This window comes from Streptomyces sp. NPDC030820, from assembly GCF_055572075.1.
This window is the reverse complement of the sequence record NZ_JBVIEB010000006.1, coordinates 361,053-378,665: the sequence shown is the minus strand read 5'-3', so window position 1 is coordinate 378,665 and position 17,613 is coordinate 361,053. Positions and strand designations below refer to the sequence as shown.

The following is a 17,613-nucleotide window of genomic DNA, read 5'->3' as shown; positions in this document are numbered from 1 at the left end:
CATGCCGCGCATCGTCTGCGTCGCCGGGGCGCGCCCCAATTACATGAAGATCAAGCCGGTGATGGACGCCCTGGAACGCCGGGGCGCCGAGGTGATCCTCGTCCACACCGGGCAGCACTACGACCCGGCCATGAACGACGTGTTCTTCGCCGACCTCGGCATCCGGCCGCCGGACCGCTTCCTCGGGGTCGGGTCCGGCACCCACGCCGAGCAGACCGGGCGCGTGATGACCGCCTTCGAGCCGCTCCTCGGCGAGGTGTCCCCGGACATCGTCGTCGTGGTCGGCGACATCAACTCCACCCTGGCCTGCGCCCTCGTCACCGCCAAGGCCGGGCCGCTGCTGGCCCATGTCGAGGCCGGGCTGCGCAGCCGCGACTGGAGCATGCCGGAGGAGGTCAACCGTGTCGTCACCGACCGCGTCAGCGACCATCTGCTGGCGCCTTCGCCCGACGCCGTCGACAACCTGCGCGCGGAAGGGTACCGGGACGACCAGGTACACCTCGTCGGCAACGTCATGATCGACACGCTGCTGGCCAACCTGGAGCGGGCCAGGGCCTCGGACGTCCTGAGCCGGTACGGCCTGGCAAGGGGCGAGTACGGCCTGGTCACGCTGCACCGCCCCGCCAACGTCGACGATCCCGAGGTGCTCGCCGCGCTCCTGAAGGCCCTCGGTGAGATCGCCGGCCGATGCCCGCTCCTGCTGCCCGTGCACCCCCGCGCGGCGCAGCGGCTGGCCGACATCGGCGTCCCCGGAGGCGTCCGGCTCGTGCCGCCCGCCGGATACCTGGACTTCATCGCCCTGCAGGACTCCGCCCGGCTCGTGCTGACCGACTCGGGCGGTGTACAGGAGGAGACCACCGCGCTGGGCGTGCCGTGCGTGACCCTGCGGGACAACACCGAGCGGCCCGTCACCGTCGAGCAGGGCACCAATGTGCTGGCCGGCCGGGATCCGGGACGGATCGTCGCCATCGTGAACCGGGTGCTGGACAATCCGCCCGCGTCACGCCGGCCCGAGCTGTGGGACGGCCGCGCGAGCGACCGCATCGCCGATGTGCTGCTGGAAGGAGGCACGGCGAGTACACGGCCGAGGCCCACCGACCGAACGTTCCCCATATGATCCGCTTGCAACATATGCTCGTCGAACGTCGGGTCGCGAGGGGGGACCACCATGGATCTGGCTGAGATATTCCGTGTCATGCGCAGGCGCTGGTACGTCCTGCTGCCCGGACTGCTGCTGACCGCCGCCCTGGTGGTCGCCGTGGGCCTGCTGGTTCCGGTCACCTACCAGTCGCAGAGCACGGTGGTTCTCCTGAACTCCCAGAAGGCCACGATGGCCTACGACGGCAACCCCTTCCTCAGCGCCCAGACCTCGCTCACCGGCATGGCCGACAGCCTGGCCCGCAACCTCGACTCCGACGGCTCGGTCCGGGAGCTGAAGTCCCTTGGTGCCAGTGGGACGTTCGAGGCCAAGCTCGCCGATAACGCGCAGGGGCCGCTGATGTGGCTCACCGTCACCGGCACCGACAAGGCCGCCGTCCTGGCCTCGGACAAGATCCTCACCGCCTATGCCAAGGACCGGCTGGATCAGTTCCAGAAACAGCAGTCGGTCGCCCCGAAGGCCATGATCCGCATGACGACCATCGTGCCCCCGCAGAACCCGGTGGCGCAGACCAAAACCCGGCTCGAGTACATGGTCATGGGCGGATGCCTGGGACTGGTGCTGAGCCTGGTCGCCGTCTTCTACGTGGAGGCGCGCCGCCGGTCGCAGACGTCTGCCCGGCCGGAGGAACCCGCGCGGCCGGCGGCCGGGGAACCGGTCGCGGAACAGACCATCGCCCTCCGGCAGACGCCCAGCTGGTCACGGTCCGCCGAGAACAGGTCCGCCGCGGAGCCGAGGGCCGGGCGGCCCGTCGTGGCCGTGGCGCCCGCCGCCGAGCCGCTCGACGAGGAGTCGACTCATGGACAGCGTTCGCACACCGGACAGCGAGACCGCTGAGCCGAGCGACACCTCCGCTCCCGAATCCCTCGGCCGGAAGGTCCGTTCGGCGGCTCGCTGGAGCCTGATCAACACCGTGGTGATGCGCCTCGGCAACTTCGCCACCGGCATCCTGCTGGCGCGCTTCGCCCTCGGACCGGCCCAGTGGGGCGTCTACGGCATCGCCCAGACCGTACTCCTGGTCCTGCTCTCCGCGAACGAACTGGGCGTCAGCCTGGCCATCGTCCGCTGGGACGGCGACCCCCGCCGCTTCGCGCCGACGGTACTGACCCTGGCCACCGCGTCCAGCGGCCTGCTGTACGCCGCCCTCTTCGTCTCGGCGCCGACCGTGGCGGGGCTGCTCGACTCGCCCGACGCCTCGGCCGTACTGCGGGTGATGTGCCTGTGCCTGGTGATCGACGGGGTGGCCCAGGTCCCCGCCGGCTTCCTGACCCGGGAGTTCGCCCAGGGCAGGCGGATGCTCATCGACGCGCTCAACTTCGTCCTCAGCACCGCCGTGACGCTCGTGCTGGCCTTCGCCGGCCGGGGCGCGATGAGCTTCGCCTGGGGCGCGGTCGCGGGCAACATCGCCGCCCTCGTCGGCTGCGCCCTGGCCGCCCCCGGCACCCTGCGGTTCGGCTGGGATCCCCAACAGGCCCGCGCACTGCTCAAGTTCGGACTTCCCCTGGCCGGCGCGAGCCTCCTCGCCCTCGCCGTCGTCAACGTGGACACCATGGTCGTCGGCTCCACCCTCGGCGGAGTCTCCCTCGGTTTCTACGTCCTGGCGTTCAACATGTCCGGCTGGCCGGTACGCGTCATCTCCGAGGCCGCCCGCCGCGTCTCCTTCGCCGGCTTCTCCCGCCTCGCCGCCTCCCCGCAGGCCCTCGCCCAGGGCTTCAGCCGCGCCCTGGGGGTGCTGGTCACCGGCACCGTGCCCCTGTGCGTCCTGCTCGGCGGCCTCGCCGCCCCGGTCGTCCACCTGGTGTACGGAAGCAAGTGGCTGCCCGCCGCCGATGCGCTGCCCTGGCTGATGGCTCTGGGCCTGGTCCGCATCGGCTGTGAACTCGCCTACGACTGCCTCGTCGCCACCGGGCAGCGCCGCTCCCTGATCCTCACCCAGGCTCTCTGGGTCGTCGCCCTCGTCCCCGTCCTCGTTGTCGGCGCACGCCTGGGCGGCATCGTCGGTGTCTCCCAGGGCCATGTGCTGGTCGCCGCCGGGCTCGTCGTACCCGCCTTCCTGTACGCACTCGGCCGGGCCGGGATCGGCCTCGCCCCCATCGCCAGGGCCTGCGCCTGGCCCTTCTTCGGAGGAGCCGTGATGACGCTGGTCGTCGTCGCGGCGAAGCGGCTCCTCGGCGACGACACCCCCGCCCTGTTCGGCATCGGCGCAGCCGCCCTGGCCTGCTACGTTGTGTGCGTGCTGCCCAGCCGCCGGGTACTGCTCGGCTCCCGGATGCCGGAGACCGTATGACGAGGCTCCGCCGCCTGCTCGCCGGCCTGGCCCTCCTGCTGTCCGCCGCCTGTTCTTCGGGCTCCTCGGGCACCGACTCCGCACCGCCCGCCCGCAGCCACTCCCCCGGCATGTCTCACGCCACCACCGCGGCACCGGGCGAGGCCGGTTTCCCCGACGCCCGCACCACCGGCCCCCGCGTCCCCCTGACACCGCACTCCACGGGAAACATGAGTGTCAAGGCCGACGGGACCGTCATCAACGGCTGGGACATCACCGGCTCGCTCGACATCTACGCCGACGACGTGACCGTCATCGACAGCAGGATCACCTCCGCCAACTGGTGGGGGGTCAACCTGCGCCCCGGCCACCACGGCCTGCGGATCCTGCACACCACCATCACCGCCGTCCCCGGTCAAGGCCCCGACAACGGCGGAGTGGACTACGCCGTCTCCAACATGGGCACCAGCTCCGTCGAGGTCGGCTGGTGCGACGTCTCCGTCTTCGGCAACGCCCTCTCCATGGGCCAGGGTCACCTCCACGACAACTACGTCCACGACCTCGTCCCCTTCCGCAACAACGGCGGCGAGTGGCAGCACACCGATGCGGTGATCAGTGGCGGCGGCGCCAAGGGCGGACTCACCGTCCGTCACAACACGCTGCTCAACCCCGTCGCCGTCGACCGGGGAGCGTCCGCCGCCCTGGGTCTGTTCGCCGACGCCGGCCACGTCTCCAACACGGTCATCGACGGCAATCTGCTGGCCGGCGGCGCGTACGCCCTCTACGGGGGTGGTCCGGGCGCCACCGGGATCAGGGTCACGAACAACGTCTTCTCGCCCCGCTACCACCGCAACAGCGGCGTCTACGGGGCCGTCACCGCCTGGAACGCGGGCGGTTCCGGCAACGTCTGGCGCGACAACCGCTTCTCCGACGGCACCCCGATCAGCCCCGAGCCGGCCGGCTGAGAAGGAGGATCATGCGACGCATCACCCGCGCCCCCTGGGAGCTGCTCAAGCGCGCCTTCGGCTGGCTCGTCCTCTTCGAGCTTCGCAACAAGGTCCTGCTCCTGCCCTCCGCACTGCGGCTGCGCCGCTTCGAAACCACCGAAACCCGCCGCCTCGCCGCTGCCGCCGCTCCCCTGCCCGCCGCCCTCGTCGCGACGGTCATCGCCACCCACCGCCGCCCGGACGAGCTGCGGGCGGCGGTCCGGTCGGCCCTGGCCCAGACCGTACGTGATCAGGTCGTGGTCGTCGTCGACGACGGCGCCGGCCTTCCCGAACTACCCGACGATCCACGGCTGTTCGCCGTTTCGCTGGCGCGCAACACCGGCGTCGCCGGCGTCGTGCGCAATGTCGGCATCCGCCTCACCCGCTCGCGGTACGTGGCGTTCCTGGACGACGACAACCTGTGGGAACCCGACCATCTGCAACGGGCGCTCGCGGTCCTGGAGTCCCCCGGCGGGCCGGACGGCGTCTACACGGCGCTGCGCCGCGTTCTGCCGGACGGGACCGAGCGCGACATCCTGTCCGTGCCGTTCGACCGCCGCCGGGCGGCACGGGAGTCCTTTCTGGACACCAACGCGTTTGTCGCGCGGCGCAACCGGGCCTTGCACTTCAGCCGTCTGCGGCGTACGCCGGACGTGCTCCCACGTGAGGACTGGGAGCTGATCCACCGGTACGGCCGCAGCCACCGCGTGCGCCATGTGCCGTACGCCACCGTGCGGTATCTGGTGAACCCCGGTAGCTTCTACACGACCTGGTCGGGCTGAACGTCCGTCAACCGGTCGTCAGGGTCCCGGAGTGACCTGCAGCGCGCCCGGCCTGAGCAGTGCGGTCGCCGCGGCGCGGCTGGCCTTCCGGCCGAGAAGAGCCCGCGATGTCTCGCGCAGGAACACGGCGCCTCTGAAGCACGCGGTTGCGACAGCCCCGTGCCGCCGTCCGTACAACCGCACCCGGTTGAGCGTGAGCAGGGTCCACAGCCGGGGCGAGACCTGGGAGTCGCCCCCCAGATGCACGGCCTCGGCCTGCGGCTCCAGTTGCGTGACGTATCCCAGGTCGCGTGCACGCAGGCAGAACTCGGTCTCCTCCGAATAGAGGAAGAAGGACTCGTCCCACGGGCCACAGGCGGCCAGGCAGTCCGCCGAGACGGCCATGAGCGCACCGGTCGCCCAGTCGGCGCGCGTGGGCCGTCGATACGCGGCGGGGTCGGTGACGAGTTCGCTGAGGCGCGGGAAACGCCCGGCCCGGCGGTTGCCGATGACGGCCTCGCCGAGGGCCCTCAGCACGCTCGACTCGCGGCGCAGCGAGTAGTGGGGCGTGTCGCGGCCTTCTTCGTACAGCAGAGGTACGGCGATGCCCACTCCGTCGCCGAGGCTGTCGACGAGCCGTGCCGCACAGCCCTGCCGCATACGGATGTCGGGGTTGCAGATGAGAGCGGCCCGGTAGTCACCGGCGGCCTCGAGCGCCGCGTTGACACCGGCGGCGTACCCGGCGTTGCGGCCGGTCCGGACGACGGTGGCGTCGGGGGCCAGCGCCTGGAGAACCTCGACGGTGTCGTCGGCCGAGTCGTTGTCGGCGACGACCAGCCGCCAGTCGAGTCCGGCCATGCCTGCGGGAAGCGCGGCGAGGAACCCGGGGAGCACCGAGGCACTGTTCCAGGTGACGACGATGACGGCGACGGTGCTCATCGGGACTCCACGAGTTGGGGCAGCTGGACTTCTGGGATCGCGCCGGGGCCCTGGGCGGCGGCGGCAGCCCCGCGCCGTACGAAGCCCAGATAGCTGCCCCCCGCCCCCAGGATCAGGAAGAACATGCCGGCGAACATGGGGAAGCTGAGCGAGTCGAACGTGGCGCTGATGACCAGGGCGACCAGCGACGAGGCGAAGAAGGCCTGGCCCAGCTCGCGTTCGAACTCGGTGCGGGCCAGGCGCCGGATGGCGCCGCCGTGATGGATTCCGGTGATGAACAGGACGAGCAGGGCGACGAGCCCGAGCACGCCCATCTCGGCCAGGCCCAGCATGTACTGGTTGTCCGTGAAGAAGTACAGGTCCGGAGTGAAGGTGCCGAAGCCCCGCCCGAACAGCGGATGCTCCTTCAGATAGGGCATGATCGCGCTGTACTTGACCGTACGGGCCTGGGTGCTGCTGTCGGAGTTGGACAGGAACGAGGCGAACAGGCCCGTGATCGTGCCGATCAGCCCCGGCACGAGGACCTTGAAGACGGCCACGGAGGCGGTCATGACGCCGATGGCGGTCCAGCGGCGGGCCGGCTTCCAGCGGGGCACCATCACCAGGGCCACCAGCAGCAGGCCGATGATCGAGGTCCGTGACACCGACAGGGGCAGCGCTCCGGCCATCAGCAGCACCGGACCCCAGCGGCGCAGCGCTGGGGCGTGGCGTCGTACCGGATCCAGGGCCTGCTGGATCGCGAAGGGCAGGAGGATCGCCAGCATGCCGGCGAACTCCAGCGGCTGGGCCGTGGTGGCCCGGGGCCGGGTGAAGGCGCCGCGGTCCATGACGCTCACCTGGGCCACGCTGGTCTGGAGCCCGGGGATGTGGATGGAGTCGGCGATGTTGGTGGCGGCGAAGAAGTCGTAGAAGCCGATCGCGGCCACGACGGACCCCATGACGACCATCCGGCGCATCAGGACGTCCAGCCGTCCGCGCTCCTGCACGGCCGCCGAGGTCAGAACGACGAGCGACACCCACACCAGGAATCCGATGAGCCCACGGTCGGCCCCGAGGACCTCCTCGTGCGAGCTCTCGCGCATCGCGTCCGCGACGTAGGCCGCCAGCACGGCCAGCCCGAGCACGCACAGCGCGACCCGGGGGGTCCTGGTGCCCGGCGCGGGAAGGATACGGCCGCCGAGCCAGGTCGCGAGGTACCACAACAGTCCCAGCAGGGCGAAGACGTTGGCCGGGGTGCCGACGCCGCCGAGCGCGGGCAGGGCCAGGTTCGACGGGATGAAGAAGGCCAGCACCAGGTAGACGGTGAGGATCGCCACGGCGTCGACCTGTCGGCCGAGCATTCCCCGCTTGGTGGTGCGGCCATTCGGTGGTCGCGGGCCGCTGCTGTTCCCGACGCGCCGCCTGCGGCGGACCACCGCGACGCCCTCCAGCAGGATCGACAGCAGGAACGCGCTGACGACACCCAGGATGACGACCGCCGCGATGTCCTGGTAGCGGCTCTTGGACTTCGACACCGGGGTCTGCGGCAGGACGACCGGCGCCGTCTGCACGAAGTAGGTGGGCGGGACCTTGGCGGCGGCCTGCAAGGCCTTCAGTTGCTCGCCGGCGAAGGCCGTCAGGACGTTGGTCTCCTTGAGTACCTTCGCCCGGTCGGTTCCGGTGACGCTGAGCGAGAGGAGCGGGCTCTCGCTTTCCGGCGCAAAGCCGGCCGTGTAGGGGTCCGTGACGCCGCGGCTGTGCAACTCCTTGGCCGCGTCGGCGGATTCAAGCGTTCGGATCAGCACGTCGGCCGTGACGATGAGCGAACCGCCCGCATTGGCGATGGGGTTGCCGAAGGTGGGGGCCAGCCGGGCGACGGCCGAGGAGTCCAGCAGCGCGACCGAGCTCTGCGACTGATAGGAGACGGGCACGGTCACGTACAGATACGCGCCGCCGAGCAGACTGAGCAGGGTGAAGGGCACCATGAAGTACCAACGTCTGCGCAGAATGGCCCATATCTCACCAAGGCTCACGAACCAACCCCCCATTCGGTGGCATCCAGCCCCGCGTCCTGCCAGTATCGGGGGTGACGGAAGGAACTCCTATGTCGCCCGGGAACGTCGCCGATGCGCTGCTCCGCCGCTGGTACGTCGCGGTGGTCGCGCTGCTGCTGACGGCCGCCGGGGCGTACCACGTGGTGCGCCCCACCCCCCAGTACGTCGGCTCCGCGGTGGTCGTCCTCAAACCGCCGGTGACGCAGAACCAGCCCAACCAGCTCACCAATCTGCAGCCACCGCTCGCCGTGGTCTCCTACGCGGTCGTCCAGCAGCTGCAATCCCCCGCCGGGGCACGCGAGTTGAACGCGGCAGGCGTCCACGGCACCTACCACCTCGTGCCCCGCAACAGCGGCACCAGCGCGACACCGCGCTATCTGATCCCTTCCCTGCAGGTGCAGTCGCAGGCGTCCGACCCCGATGCGGCCGTCACGGCGGTGCGCCACATCATCGGCGTCTACACCAAGCATGTCGAGGCCATGCAGACGACTCAGGGAGTTCCCTCCGGAGCGCGGATCACCGCCTCCGTGCTGACCTCCCCGAGCGCCGCCGAGGTGCAGGGCAACAAGAGCCGGGGCCTGGCCGGCACGGCCCTGCTGGGCCTCGCCGGCGGCATCCTCGCCGCGTTGTGGCTCGACCGGTACATGATGAGGCGCCGTCAGGCCCTGCCTGGCCGGCACGCCGGTCCGGTTCCCGTGGCCAACTGAGCCGTACTGGTCGTTCATCAGATTCCGCGGCGCTTCCACGACTCCCACCACAGCCACTCCCGGCCGCGCTCGGCCACGGCCGACCACACCAGCGGCTGCAGATAGGGCATCACCTTGGGACCGATGCGCCGCCTGAGCCGCAGCGCGCGGTACTCCGGCAGCGCCGCGTATCCCGGCAGGCACTCCTCGGCGAACGCCACGCACTCATCGACCGGTACGACCCCCGTGCGTGCCCGGTCGTAGGCACGGTACGCACGGCGCAGCGCGAAGCGGGCGAGCCGGGTGTGCACCTGGTCGGCCAGGCGGTCGGCCTGGGGCAGCCGGTCGGCGCATTTTTCGAGCACCGAGTCGAAGGCCACGAGACGCTGGCGCAGGTCGTCGAGCTGGCCGCCGAAGTCGACGGTGGACATGTTGTTGCCGTGGACGCGGTAGTAGGCCTGGTCGGCGCCGCGTATGTAGCCGACGTCGGCGTGTGCGGCGAGCCGCATCCACATCTCGATGTCGCCGGCGTGCGGAAGCGCGGGGTCGTAGCCGCCGACCTTCCGCTGGAGGCTGGTGCGGACGACAACCTCCGGCGAGGTGACGCAGCCCGTGCCCTCGCGGAAGCGCCGCTCCAGCCACCACTGCCCGGGATAGACGACCGAGCCGGTGCTCTGCGTACGGGCCCGTGGCAGCGGGCCGCCGTGCTGGAAGCGCAGGGGACGCCCGTAGGCGAACCCCGCCTCGGGATGGGCGTCCAGGAGTGCGGCGGCCCGGACCAGCGCGCCCGGGACCAGCCGGTCGTCGGCGGAGAGGAGAGCGACGTAGTCCCCGTCGGCCCATTCCAGGAGGCCCTCGTTGTAGGTGGCGATGTGGCCCTTGTTGGTTTCGTGTACCCGAACCTCGACACGCGGGTCGGCGGCGGCCAGTTTCTGCGCGATCTCCGCCGAGTCGTCGGGCGAGGCGTCGTCGATGATGAGCACCCGGACGTCGACGCCGTTCTGCTCGTCCAGGACACTGCTGACGCAGTCGGCGAGGAAATGGCCGTACTTGTAGCAGGGGATGACAACACTGACGGTGCTCATCGGAGGCAAGCCAATCCCCGGTGGCGGCCGCCGCGTCGGGCGGAGACCACCACCGGTGCGTTCGGGTCGGTCAGTTCTTCTTCTTGCGGACGGTCTTGCTGGTCAGGGTCCAGCTGCGGGACTTCACCGGGTGGCCGTGCTTGTCCCGGGCCGTGACCGTGACGGTGAACCGGGTGCCGTCCGGCAGCGGGACCGACAGATGGACGGAGACCTTGTGGGTGGCACGGTCGTAGAAGGTGACGGCCGTGACGTGGAGCTTCTTTGCTGCCTTGGAACCGCGCAGGATGGTCACGGTCGCCTTCACGGACGACACCGCGGCCTTGTCCGGCACCGACATGACGAGGGCGCTCGCCGCGTCGGCGGTGTGCGCCACCGAGGACGCGGTCACCTCGGAGGCGGTGGCCGTCGTCAGAGAGGCGCTGGGGTTGTCGGCGCTGAAGACCGGGCCGACCCAGTAGTTCGCGGATCCGTAGGAGCTGTTGGGGAAGGCCGAGTCGGCGCCGTACCGGTAGAGCCCGTTGTGGTGCGCGGTGGTGTCGGCGGTGGCGGTCAGCGGATACGACTGGTGGGCTGCCGCGAAGTAGCCGCCGTCCACCGCGTAGTTGCCGTTCGGGGCGTGGTAGGAGACGACGTACGGCGTGCCGGCGGTGACGGCCACCGGGGTGGCGAAGGTCAGCGTCTGCCAGCCGGAGGCCGTCTCGTTGATGAAGGTGCCGGTGGCGAGCAGCGTGCCGGTGTCGGACCAGAGGCTGCCGGTGTGCGTGCCCGTGTTGCCGGTGCCCTTGTAGAAGGTCACACCGGTGACCCAGCCGTCCGTCGAGGACGTGAACCGGGTGCCGAGCTCGACGGAGTTGGCGTCACCGGTCATGTCGGTCGTGGCCGGCGTGGCGGAGGAACTCCACAGCGTGCAGGGGCAGGTGACTGCGGGTGGCGTGGAGCTGGTGGTGAAGGACCAGGTCACCGGGTCCGCCATGGCATTGCCCCACACGTCGGAGGCCTGGACGGAGGCGGTGTACGTGGTGTGCAGCTCCAGCTGCGTCGACGGGGTGAAGGTGGCCTTGTTCGACGCGGGGTAGGTGACGGCCCCGGGCACCGTGTTGCCGTTCGGGTCCTTCACGGTGAATGTCATGCTGTCGGGGTCGACGGCCGCGCTGAACGTGGCCGACACCGGTGCCGTGATCGACGCGTCGGTCGCCCCGGAGGTCGGGGAGGTGGAGCTGACGGTGGGCGGGGTCGTGCTGGCTGTCGAGGTGTCCAGCACCACGTCGACCCAGTAGTTGCTGCCGGAGGACTGAGAGGAGGGGAAGGCGCTGGTCGAGCCGTAGTGGTAGACGCCGTTGCCGCCGTCGGTGCCGGACTTCAGGGCCGTGAGCGGGGCGAGGCCCGCGTCGCTGCCGGAGAAGTAGCCGCCGTCGTAGGAGTATCCGCCGTTGGGGGCGAAGTAGGAGGCGACATAGGTGGTGTTGGCCTTGACGGTCACCGGGGTGGCGAAGTTCAGCTGCTGCCATCCGGAGGCCGTCTCATTGGTGAAGGTGCCGGTGGCCAGGCGGGTGCCGGAGGAGCTCCACAGGCTGCCGGTGTGGGTTCCGGTGTTGGCGGGTGACTTGTAGAAGCGGACGGCCGTGATGGAACCGGCCACCGTGGTACGGAACTTGACGCCGAGCTCCACCGAGCTGCCGTCGCCCGCGTTGACGGTGCCGGGCACGGCCGAGGCCGCGAAGACGCTGCACGGGCAGGTCTGGGGGCCGACGGTCAACGGGACGGTGGTGACGGCTCCCACGTTGACGCTGTCGTCGACCGCACGGACCTTGATGGACGCCGAACCCGGGGTCGTCGGGGTCCAGCTGTAGCTCCAGGACGCGAGGCCCTTGGCGGCCTTCCAGGTCGTTCCGCCGTCCGTGGAGACCTCCACGCGTGCCACCACGCCCCCGCCGGAGTCGGCGGCGGTGCCGGTGATGGTGACCGGCTTCAGCGCCGGGACGGTGATTCCGGAGGCGGGGCTCGACACGGTGACCGTCGGGCCGGTGGTGTCGGTGGAGGCCCCGGCCGCGACGAGGTTGCTCTGCCGGGTCAGCGGCTGGACGCCCATGTCGGCGAGGATGTTCACCGTCGCCTGCTGCATCCGGGCGTCCTCGGTGACCACCGTGTCGGCGGGGTTGTACGTCGGGACGTTGGTCAGGCCCCAGGACCACTGCACGGTCCCCGACCCGAACACCAGGGCTCCGGAGTCCTGGTCGCGGAACTCGACGAGATTGTGGGTCGCCGTGCCGTTGCCGTACACATTGCCCCAGTCCATGCGGAGCTTGCCGTCGTTGACGTCCACCGTCGTGGAGGACACGTCGATGGCTCCGGCGGGTCTGGTGCTGTTGTCGATGTCGCTGTCCCACTCGTAGCCGAGGGTGCCCGTCGGGAAGGTGGCGGTCTGACCGGCGGTGAGGTTCGCGATGGAGGTGTTGCGCCAGATCCGGTTCCTGCCGTACGAGCCGGGGACCGTGATCGCGTCGCTGCGGTAGCCGTTCACCTGGAACATGGAACCGGTGAGGATGTTCGGCGGCTGATAGGTCTGGCCGTAGTTGGTGCTGGTCGGGTCCATCCAGGTGCCGGTCCAGATGCCGCTGGGGTCGGCGATGCCGTTGTTCTGCGCCATCTTGGTCATCTTGTAGCAGACCAGGGTCCGGTCCGCCGTGTTCGTGCCGTCGATGCTCGGCGCGAGCCGGGTCTTCCAGAAGACCTCGTTGCCGCTGAAGAAGGCCTGCCGGACGCCGGCCTTCCTGGCCGCCAGGACGTTGGAGTACTGGCTCTGCGTCCAGTACTCGTCATGGCCGGAGGACATGTACACGTTGTGCTGCTTCAGCAAGGTGGCACCGTTGGTCGACGACACGTCCACGCCCGACAGATAGCTGACGTCGTAGCCGTTGCGCTCCAGCCAGGCCAGCATCATGTACTCGGATCCGTAGATGCCGTTGTCGCCGCCGATGTCCAGCGGCCGGTTGTAGCTGACCTCGTAGGCGCGGCCGTCCGGCGCGGGCCCGGTGCCGCCGTAGAGGTCCTGGCCGCCGTAGTCGTTGTAGGCCTGCCAGGTCTGGTCGCTGGTCTGCACGACGAGGTCGGAGGTGCTGGAGTCCTTGCGGACGACGAACGGGTACGGCATCAGGCCGTTGCCGTCCGTCTGCGTCAGGTTCGCGATGTACAGCCCGGACACGGCGTCGCTGGGCACGGTCCAGCTCGCGGTCACCGGCCAGTTGCCGCAGTCGACCAGGCCGGTGCTGCTCTTGGTGGTGCAACTTGCTGGCTTTGTGGCGTAGTTGGCCGGATACGCCACGGCCGCCTGGGTCGCCGTGGACATCTCGCGCGCGCCGTCTCCGCCGTACCAGCCCAGCCGGTAGATCTCGATGTGGTAGGGGACTTTCGACTGGACCTTGAACTGGACGGTGTCGCCGGCCTGGACGCTCTCCTTGGTGGAGAAGCCCTGGATGTCGCCGTACGCGTTGGGCGAGAACCAGTCGGACTTGGGGCTGCCCGGCTTGGAGTTCTCGCAGACGATCGGGTTCGAGCCCGTGCCGCACGGATCGGATGCCGCCTGGGCGGTCGCGGCCTGCGGCAGCACCGCCCATACCAGTGCTGCTACGACGGCGAGGCGGCCGCCCCGGAGCCGTCTGCTCCATCTGTTCATGTGTACCTCTCAGCGGTGCTGTGCAGGACCGACCCGTGCGGCCGGGGTGGAGCGTGAAAACCGGGGAGCGATCAGCTTCCGAGCGCGTCGGCGAGTGTGTCCACGACGCGCTGCTGCTGGTCGGGGGTGATCTGCGGGTAGAGCGGCAGCGACAGGATCCGGTCCGCCGCCTTCTCGGCGTTCGGGAAGTCGCCACGGGTGTGGCCGAGATGGCGGTACGCCGGCGTGAGGTGGACCGGGGCGGGATAGTGCACCCCCGCGCCGATGCCCTCCGCGTTGAGCTTGCCGACGACGGCGTCCCGGTCCGCGCCGATGACCTGGATGACGTACAGGTGCCATACGTGGACGTTGCCGGGGGCTGTCGTCGGCAGTACGACCCGGCCGGCGGCCGTCAGGTCGGCGAGCAGCGCGTGGTAGCGGGCCGCGGCCGCGCGCCGGGCCGCGTTGCCGTCCGCCAGCCGTGCCAGCTTGGCGCGCAGGACGACGGCCTGGAGTCCGTCCAGACGGCTGTTGAACCCGGGTACGTCGTGGCGGTACTTGGCGACGCCGCCGTGGTTGGCGATCGCGCGTACCTGGCCTGCGAGTTCCTCGTCGTCGGTCAGGACCGCGCCCGCGTCGCCGTACGCGCCGAGGTTCTTGCCCGGGTAGAAGCTGGTGGCGGCGATCCCGCCGCTGCCGGGCCCGCGTCCGTCGCGGGTGGCGCCCTGGCACTGGGCGGCGTCCTCGACCACCCGTATCCGGTCGGGCAGTCCGCCGGACAGTGCCGTCACGTCGGTCATCTGCCCATAGAGGTGCACGGGTACGACCGCGCGGGTGGCCGGGCCGACCCTGTCCACCGCGGCCTGGGGGTCGAGCAGGTAGGTGTCGGGCAGGCAGTCCGCGAGTACCGGTCGAGCCCCGGTTCTGGCCACGGCGCCCGCGGTGGCGATGAAGGTGTTGGCGGGTATCACGACCTCGTCGCCGGGTCCCACCCCGCTCGCGCGGAGGGCCAGTTCGACGGCATCGGTGCCGTTGGCGACGCCGACGCAGTGGGCGACACCGCCGAAGTCGGCGTATTCACGCTCGAATTGGCGGACCTCGTCGCCTCCGATGAACGCGGTGCCGGCCAGGATCCGTTCGAACCCGGCCCGCACCTCGTCGGCGACTTCCTCGTGGGCCGCCTTGAGGTCCACGAGCGGAATCTGGTTCATGTCAGCGGTCCCCCCACTGTTCGCGGCGCGAGTCCTGTTCGCGGCGCAAGTTCGTCAAGCGCGGGCGCTTCCGCCGCGCGCAGCCGCCGGGCCGGGCTCCCCACCCAGACCTCGCCCGGCGGAACATCGCCGAGCACGCTGCTCCCCATCCCGATCAACGACCAGGCGCCGACCGTCGTGCCCTCCCGGACCAGCGCCCCGGAGCCCACATAGGCGCCCCGCTCCAGTCGCGCGCCCCCGCCCAGGCGGACCCCGGAGGCCAGCGTGGCGAAGTCCTCGACCACGTCGTCGTGGGTGAGGACGACCTGCGGCATCACCGCGACATGCGCGCCCACCCGTACGGCGGCGGTCAGGACGCAGTGTGCGAGCAGGACCGAGCCGGGGCCGATCCCGGAGGTCGCCGACACCGCCGCGGTCGGGTGGATCACGGTGGCGTAGCGGTCCGCGGGCAGGCCGAGCCTGCGGACCAGCCGGGCGCGGGCCGCGTAGTCCCGGGGATTGCCCACGCAGATCACCACCCGGGCCTCGGGCAGGTCGTGGACCAGGTCGCAGCCGCCGAGGACGGACACGCCGTCGACCTCGCTGCCGTGCAGGGCGGGGTTGTCGTCCAGGTGCCCGAGCAGCTCGAACTCGCCCGTGTCCCGTACGGTCTGCGCGGTCTCCCGGGCGAAGCCGCCCGCGCCGACGATCAGCAGCCCGCTCATCCTCGGGCCTGTTCGTGCAGCGCTGCCACGACGCGGTCCTGCTGGGCCTCGGTCATCGTGTGGAACAGCGGCAGGATCAGCGTGTCGTGGGTGATCCGCTCGGTGACCGGCAGGGGCGCGTGGGGATGGCCGGTGTAGGCGGGTTCGAGGTGGGCGGCCATGATCCCGCGCCGGGCGGAGATGCCAGCCTCGGCGAGAGCTGCGAGCAGGTCGTCCCGGCCGACGGGGAAGTCCTCGTCCAGGAGCACCCAGTAGGACTGGAAGTTGCTCTGCCCGAGCGCGGGGTCGCGTACGGGGGTGAGGCCGGGGATGTCATGCAGCAACGTGTCGTAGCGGGCGGCCAGTTCGCGGCGGCGGGCGATCAACGTGTCGAGTCTGCCGAGCTGGACCAGGCCGATCGCGGCCTGGACGTCCGTCATCCGGTAGTTGTAGCCGACCTCCAGGTAGCTCTCCAGGACGGGCTGCTTGCTCGCATGGCGCTGGGCCGCCGAGGCGTTCATCCCGTGCTCGCGCAGCCGGCGCAGGCGTGCCGCCCACTCGGCGTCGTCGGTGGTGATCATGCCGCCCTCGCCCGTGGTGACGAGCTTGCGGGGGTGGAAGGACCAGGCGGCGATCAGCGCCCCGTGCCCGACGGGCTTGCCCCCGACGGACGAGCCGATGGCGCAGGCCGCGTCCTCGACCAGGGGCAGGTCCCAGTCGGCGCACGCGGCGCGCAGGGCGTGCACATCGGCCGGTACGCCGCCCTGGTGGACGGCGAGAACGGCCCTGGTGCGGGGGGTGCGGACCGCGTCCACGGTGGCCACGGTCAGGTTGCCGGTGGCGAGGTCGACGTCGGCGAACACCGGCTCGGCGCCGACGTACCGCACGGCGTTGGCGGTGGCGATGAACGACAGGGAGGGCACCACGACCTGGTCGCCGGGGCCGAGGCCGAGCGTGACCAGCGACAGGTGCAGGGCGGTGGTGCAGGAGCTGACGGCGACGCCGTGCTCGGCGCCCACCCGCTCGGCGAAGGCCTTCTCGAAGGCGGCGACCCTCGGGCCCTGGGCGACCCAGCCGGACAGGACGGCCTCGGAGGCGGCCTTGGCCTCCTCCGAGCCGAGCCAGGGGATCATCACCGGGATGCGGTCGGTGCTCACTTGGCGGCCTCCCGCTCCGCGCGCCACCAGTCGACCAGGTCCCGCAGTCCCGTACGCAGGTCGATCTGCGCGGTGAACCCGAGCCGCTCGGCGGCCTGTGAGGTGTCCGCGAGCCGCCGTACCACCGAGTTCACGCTGCGGGCGGGCCCGTGCACCGGCTCCAGACCGGACGCCCCCATCGCTTCCAACAGCCCCTCGGCGAGTTCCTTCAGCGAGGTCTCCGTACCGCTGGCGATGTTGAACACCTCGTCGGTGAGATCCGACTCGGCGGCCAGCACATTGGCCCGGGCGATGTCGCGGACGTCGACGAAGTCCATGGTCTGCGTGCCGTCGCCGAGGATCAGCGGCGGCTCGCCCGCCTCGATGCGCTCCATCCAGCGGATGAGCACCTCCGTGTAGAGGCCGTGGATGTCCATCCGGGGGCCGTAGACGTTGAAGTAGCGCAGCGCCACGTAGTCCAGTCCGTACATGGCGTGGAAGCTGCGCAGCATGCCCTCGTTGAAGGCCTTCGCCGCGCCGTAGAAGGTGTCGTTGTTGTACGGGTGGTGGCGCTCGGTCGTCGGGAAGGTCTCGGCCATGCCGTAGACGGACGCCGAGGAGGAGGCGATCACCTTGGCGACTCCGGCCTCGGCCGCCGCCTCCAGGACGTTGAAGGTGCCGTCGACCAGGACCTCGTTGGCGAGCCGGGGTTCCTCCGCGCACTGGGTGATGCGGATTGCGGCCAGGTGGAACACCAGGTCGGCGCCCTCGGTGACCTTCCGTACGGTGGCGGCGTCCCGGACGTCGCCCTCTACGATCTCCACAACGCCGCTGGGCAGGGCCTGGGCGAGGTTGGCCCGCCGCCCGCGCACGAAGTTGTCCAACACCACGATCTCGCGGGCGCCGCCCTCGGCCAGGAGGTCGACGAGGTTGGAGCCGATGGTGCCCGCTCCCCCGGTGACCAGGATCTTCTTGCCTCGTACCCTGTTCAACTGCCTTGCCCTCTCGGTGAGTTC

Annotated in this window: 14 protein-coding genes; 6 read left to right on the top strand and 8 right to left on the bottom strand. The window is 70.6% G+C overall.

The annotated features are described in order from the left end of the window. Position 1 precedes the first annotated feature (1 nt). Genes wecB through ACZ418_RS19350 form a run of 5 tightly spaced genes read left to right on the top strand, consistent with a single transcriptional unit; the run spans position 2 to position 5,193 of the window. The gene (wecB, locus tag ACZ418_RS19370) at positions 2 to 1,117 is read left to right on the top strand and encodes a non-hydrolyzing UDP-N-acetylglucosamine 2-epimerase (RefSeq protein WP_468364074.1); all 1,116 of its coding nucleotides are present in this window, start codon (positions 2 to 4) and stop codon (positions 1,115 to 1,117) included. Between the two features lie 51 nt (positions 1,118 to 1,168). Then, positions 1,169 to 1,996 (top strand): YveK family protein, encoded by an 828-nt coding sequence (locus tag ACZ418_RS19365; protein WP_468364072.1) that lies wholly within the window; start codon positions 1,169 to 1,171, stop codon positions 1,994 to 1,996. Further along, positions 1,959 to 3,446, top strand: coding sequence for an oligosaccharide flippase family protein (locus ACZ418_RS19360; RefSeq protein WP_468364069.1), 1,488 nt, complete (start codon positions 1,959 to 1,961; stop codon positions 3,444 to 3,446). Before ACZ418_RS19365 ends, ACZ418_RS19360 begins: the two co-directional genes overlap by 38 nt. Further along, entirely contained in the window at positions 3,443 to 4,390 is a 948-nt protein-coding gene (locus tag ACZ418_RS19355) for a hypothetical protein (RefSeq protein WP_468364066.1), read from the top strand. The genes ACZ418_RS19360 and ACZ418_RS19355 overlap by 4 nt, the downstream gene beginning before the upstream one ends. Before the next feature lie 11 nt (positions 4,391 to 4,401). Then, positions 4,402 to 5,193 carry a glycosyltransferase family 2 protein gene (locus ACZ418_RS19350; RefSeq protein WP_468364063.1) on the top strand — a complete coding sequence of 264 codons (792 nt, stop codon included), beginning with the start codon at positions 4,402 to 4,404 and terminating at the stop codon, positions 5,191 to 5,193. Positions 5,194 to 5,211: 18 nt separating this feature from the next. Here the strand turns inward: ACZ418_RS19350 and ACZ418_RS19345 are convergent, their stop codons facing one another. Together ACZ418_RS19345 and ACZ418_RS19340 are read right to left on the bottom strand one after the other, a co-directional pair. Next, complete coding sequence (locus ACZ418_RS19345; protein WP_468364061.1) at positions 5,212 to 6,111, bottom strand: glycosyltransferase family 2 protein; 900 nt, start codon at positions 6,109 to 6,111, stop codon at positions 5,212 to 5,214. Then, the gene (locus tag ACZ418_RS19340) at positions 6,108 to 8,075 is read right to left on the bottom strand and encodes an O-antigen ligase family protein (RefSeq protein ID WP_468364059.1); all 1,968 of its coding nucleotides are present in this window, start codon (positions 8,073 to 8,075) and stop codon (positions 6,108 to 6,110) included. Before ACZ418_RS19340 ends, ACZ418_RS19345 begins: the two co-directional genes overlap by 4 nt. Positions 8,076 to 8,194: 119 nt before the next feature. Here ACZ418_RS19340 and ACZ418_RS19335 point away from each other — a divergent pair, with 119 nt between their 5' ends. Further along, the gene (locus ACZ418_RS19335; RefSeq protein ID WP_468364056.1) at positions 8,195 to 8,851 is read left to right on the top strand and encodes a hypothetical protein; all 657 of its coding nucleotides are present in this window, start codon (positions 8,195 to 8,197) and stop codon (positions 8,849 to 8,851) included. Positions 8,852 to 8,868: 17 nt separating this feature from the next. Here ACZ418_RS19335 and ACZ418_RS19330 read toward each other — a convergent pair whose 3' ends face one another. The 6 genes from ACZ418_RS19330 to ACZ418_RS19305 form a co-directional block, all read right to left on the bottom strand. Then, a complete protein-coding gene (locus ACZ418_RS19330; protein WP_468364053.1) occupies positions 8,869 to 9,915 on the bottom strand; it encodes a glycosyltransferase family 2 protein in 1,047 nt (348 codons plus the stop codon). Between the two features lie 70 nt (positions 9,916 to 9,985). Continuing rightward, positions 9,986 to 13,588, bottom strand: coding sequence for a DUF4082 domain-containing protein (locus ACZ418_RS19325; protein ID WP_468364050.1), 3,603 nt, complete (start codon positions 13,586 to 13,588; stop codon positions 9,986 to 9,988). Between the two features lie 71 nt (positions 13,589 to 13,659). Continuing rightward, complete coding sequence (locus ACZ418_RS19320) at positions 13,660 to 14,778, bottom strand: DegT/DnrJ/EryC1/StrS family aminotransferase (protein WP_468364047.1); 1,119 nt, start codon at positions 14,776 to 14,778, stop codon at positions 13,660 to 13,662. Next, positions 14,775 to 15,482, bottom strand: coding sequence for an acetyltransferase (locus ACZ418_RS19315; protein ID WP_468364045.1), 708 nt, complete (start codon positions 15,480 to 15,482; stop codon positions 14,775 to 14,777). Before ACZ418_RS19315 ends, ACZ418_RS19320 begins: the two co-directional genes overlap by 4 nt. After that, positions 15,479 to 16,618, bottom strand: coding sequence for a DegT/DnrJ/EryC1/StrS family aminotransferase (locus ACZ418_RS19310; RefSeq protein ID WP_468364042.1), 1,140 nt, complete (start codon positions 16,616 to 16,618; stop codon positions 15,479 to 15,481). Before ACZ418_RS19310 ends, ACZ418_RS19315 begins: the two co-directional genes overlap by 4 nt. Further along, positions 16,615 to 17,589, bottom strand: coding sequence for an SDR family NAD(P)-dependent oxidoreductase (locus tag ACZ418_RS19305; RefSeq protein ID WP_468364040.1), 975 nt, complete (start codon positions 17,587 to 17,589; stop codon positions 16,615 to 16,617). Before ACZ418_RS19305 ends, ACZ418_RS19310 begins: the two co-directional genes overlap by 4 nt. Positions 17,590 to 17,613 lie beyond the last annotated feature (24 nt).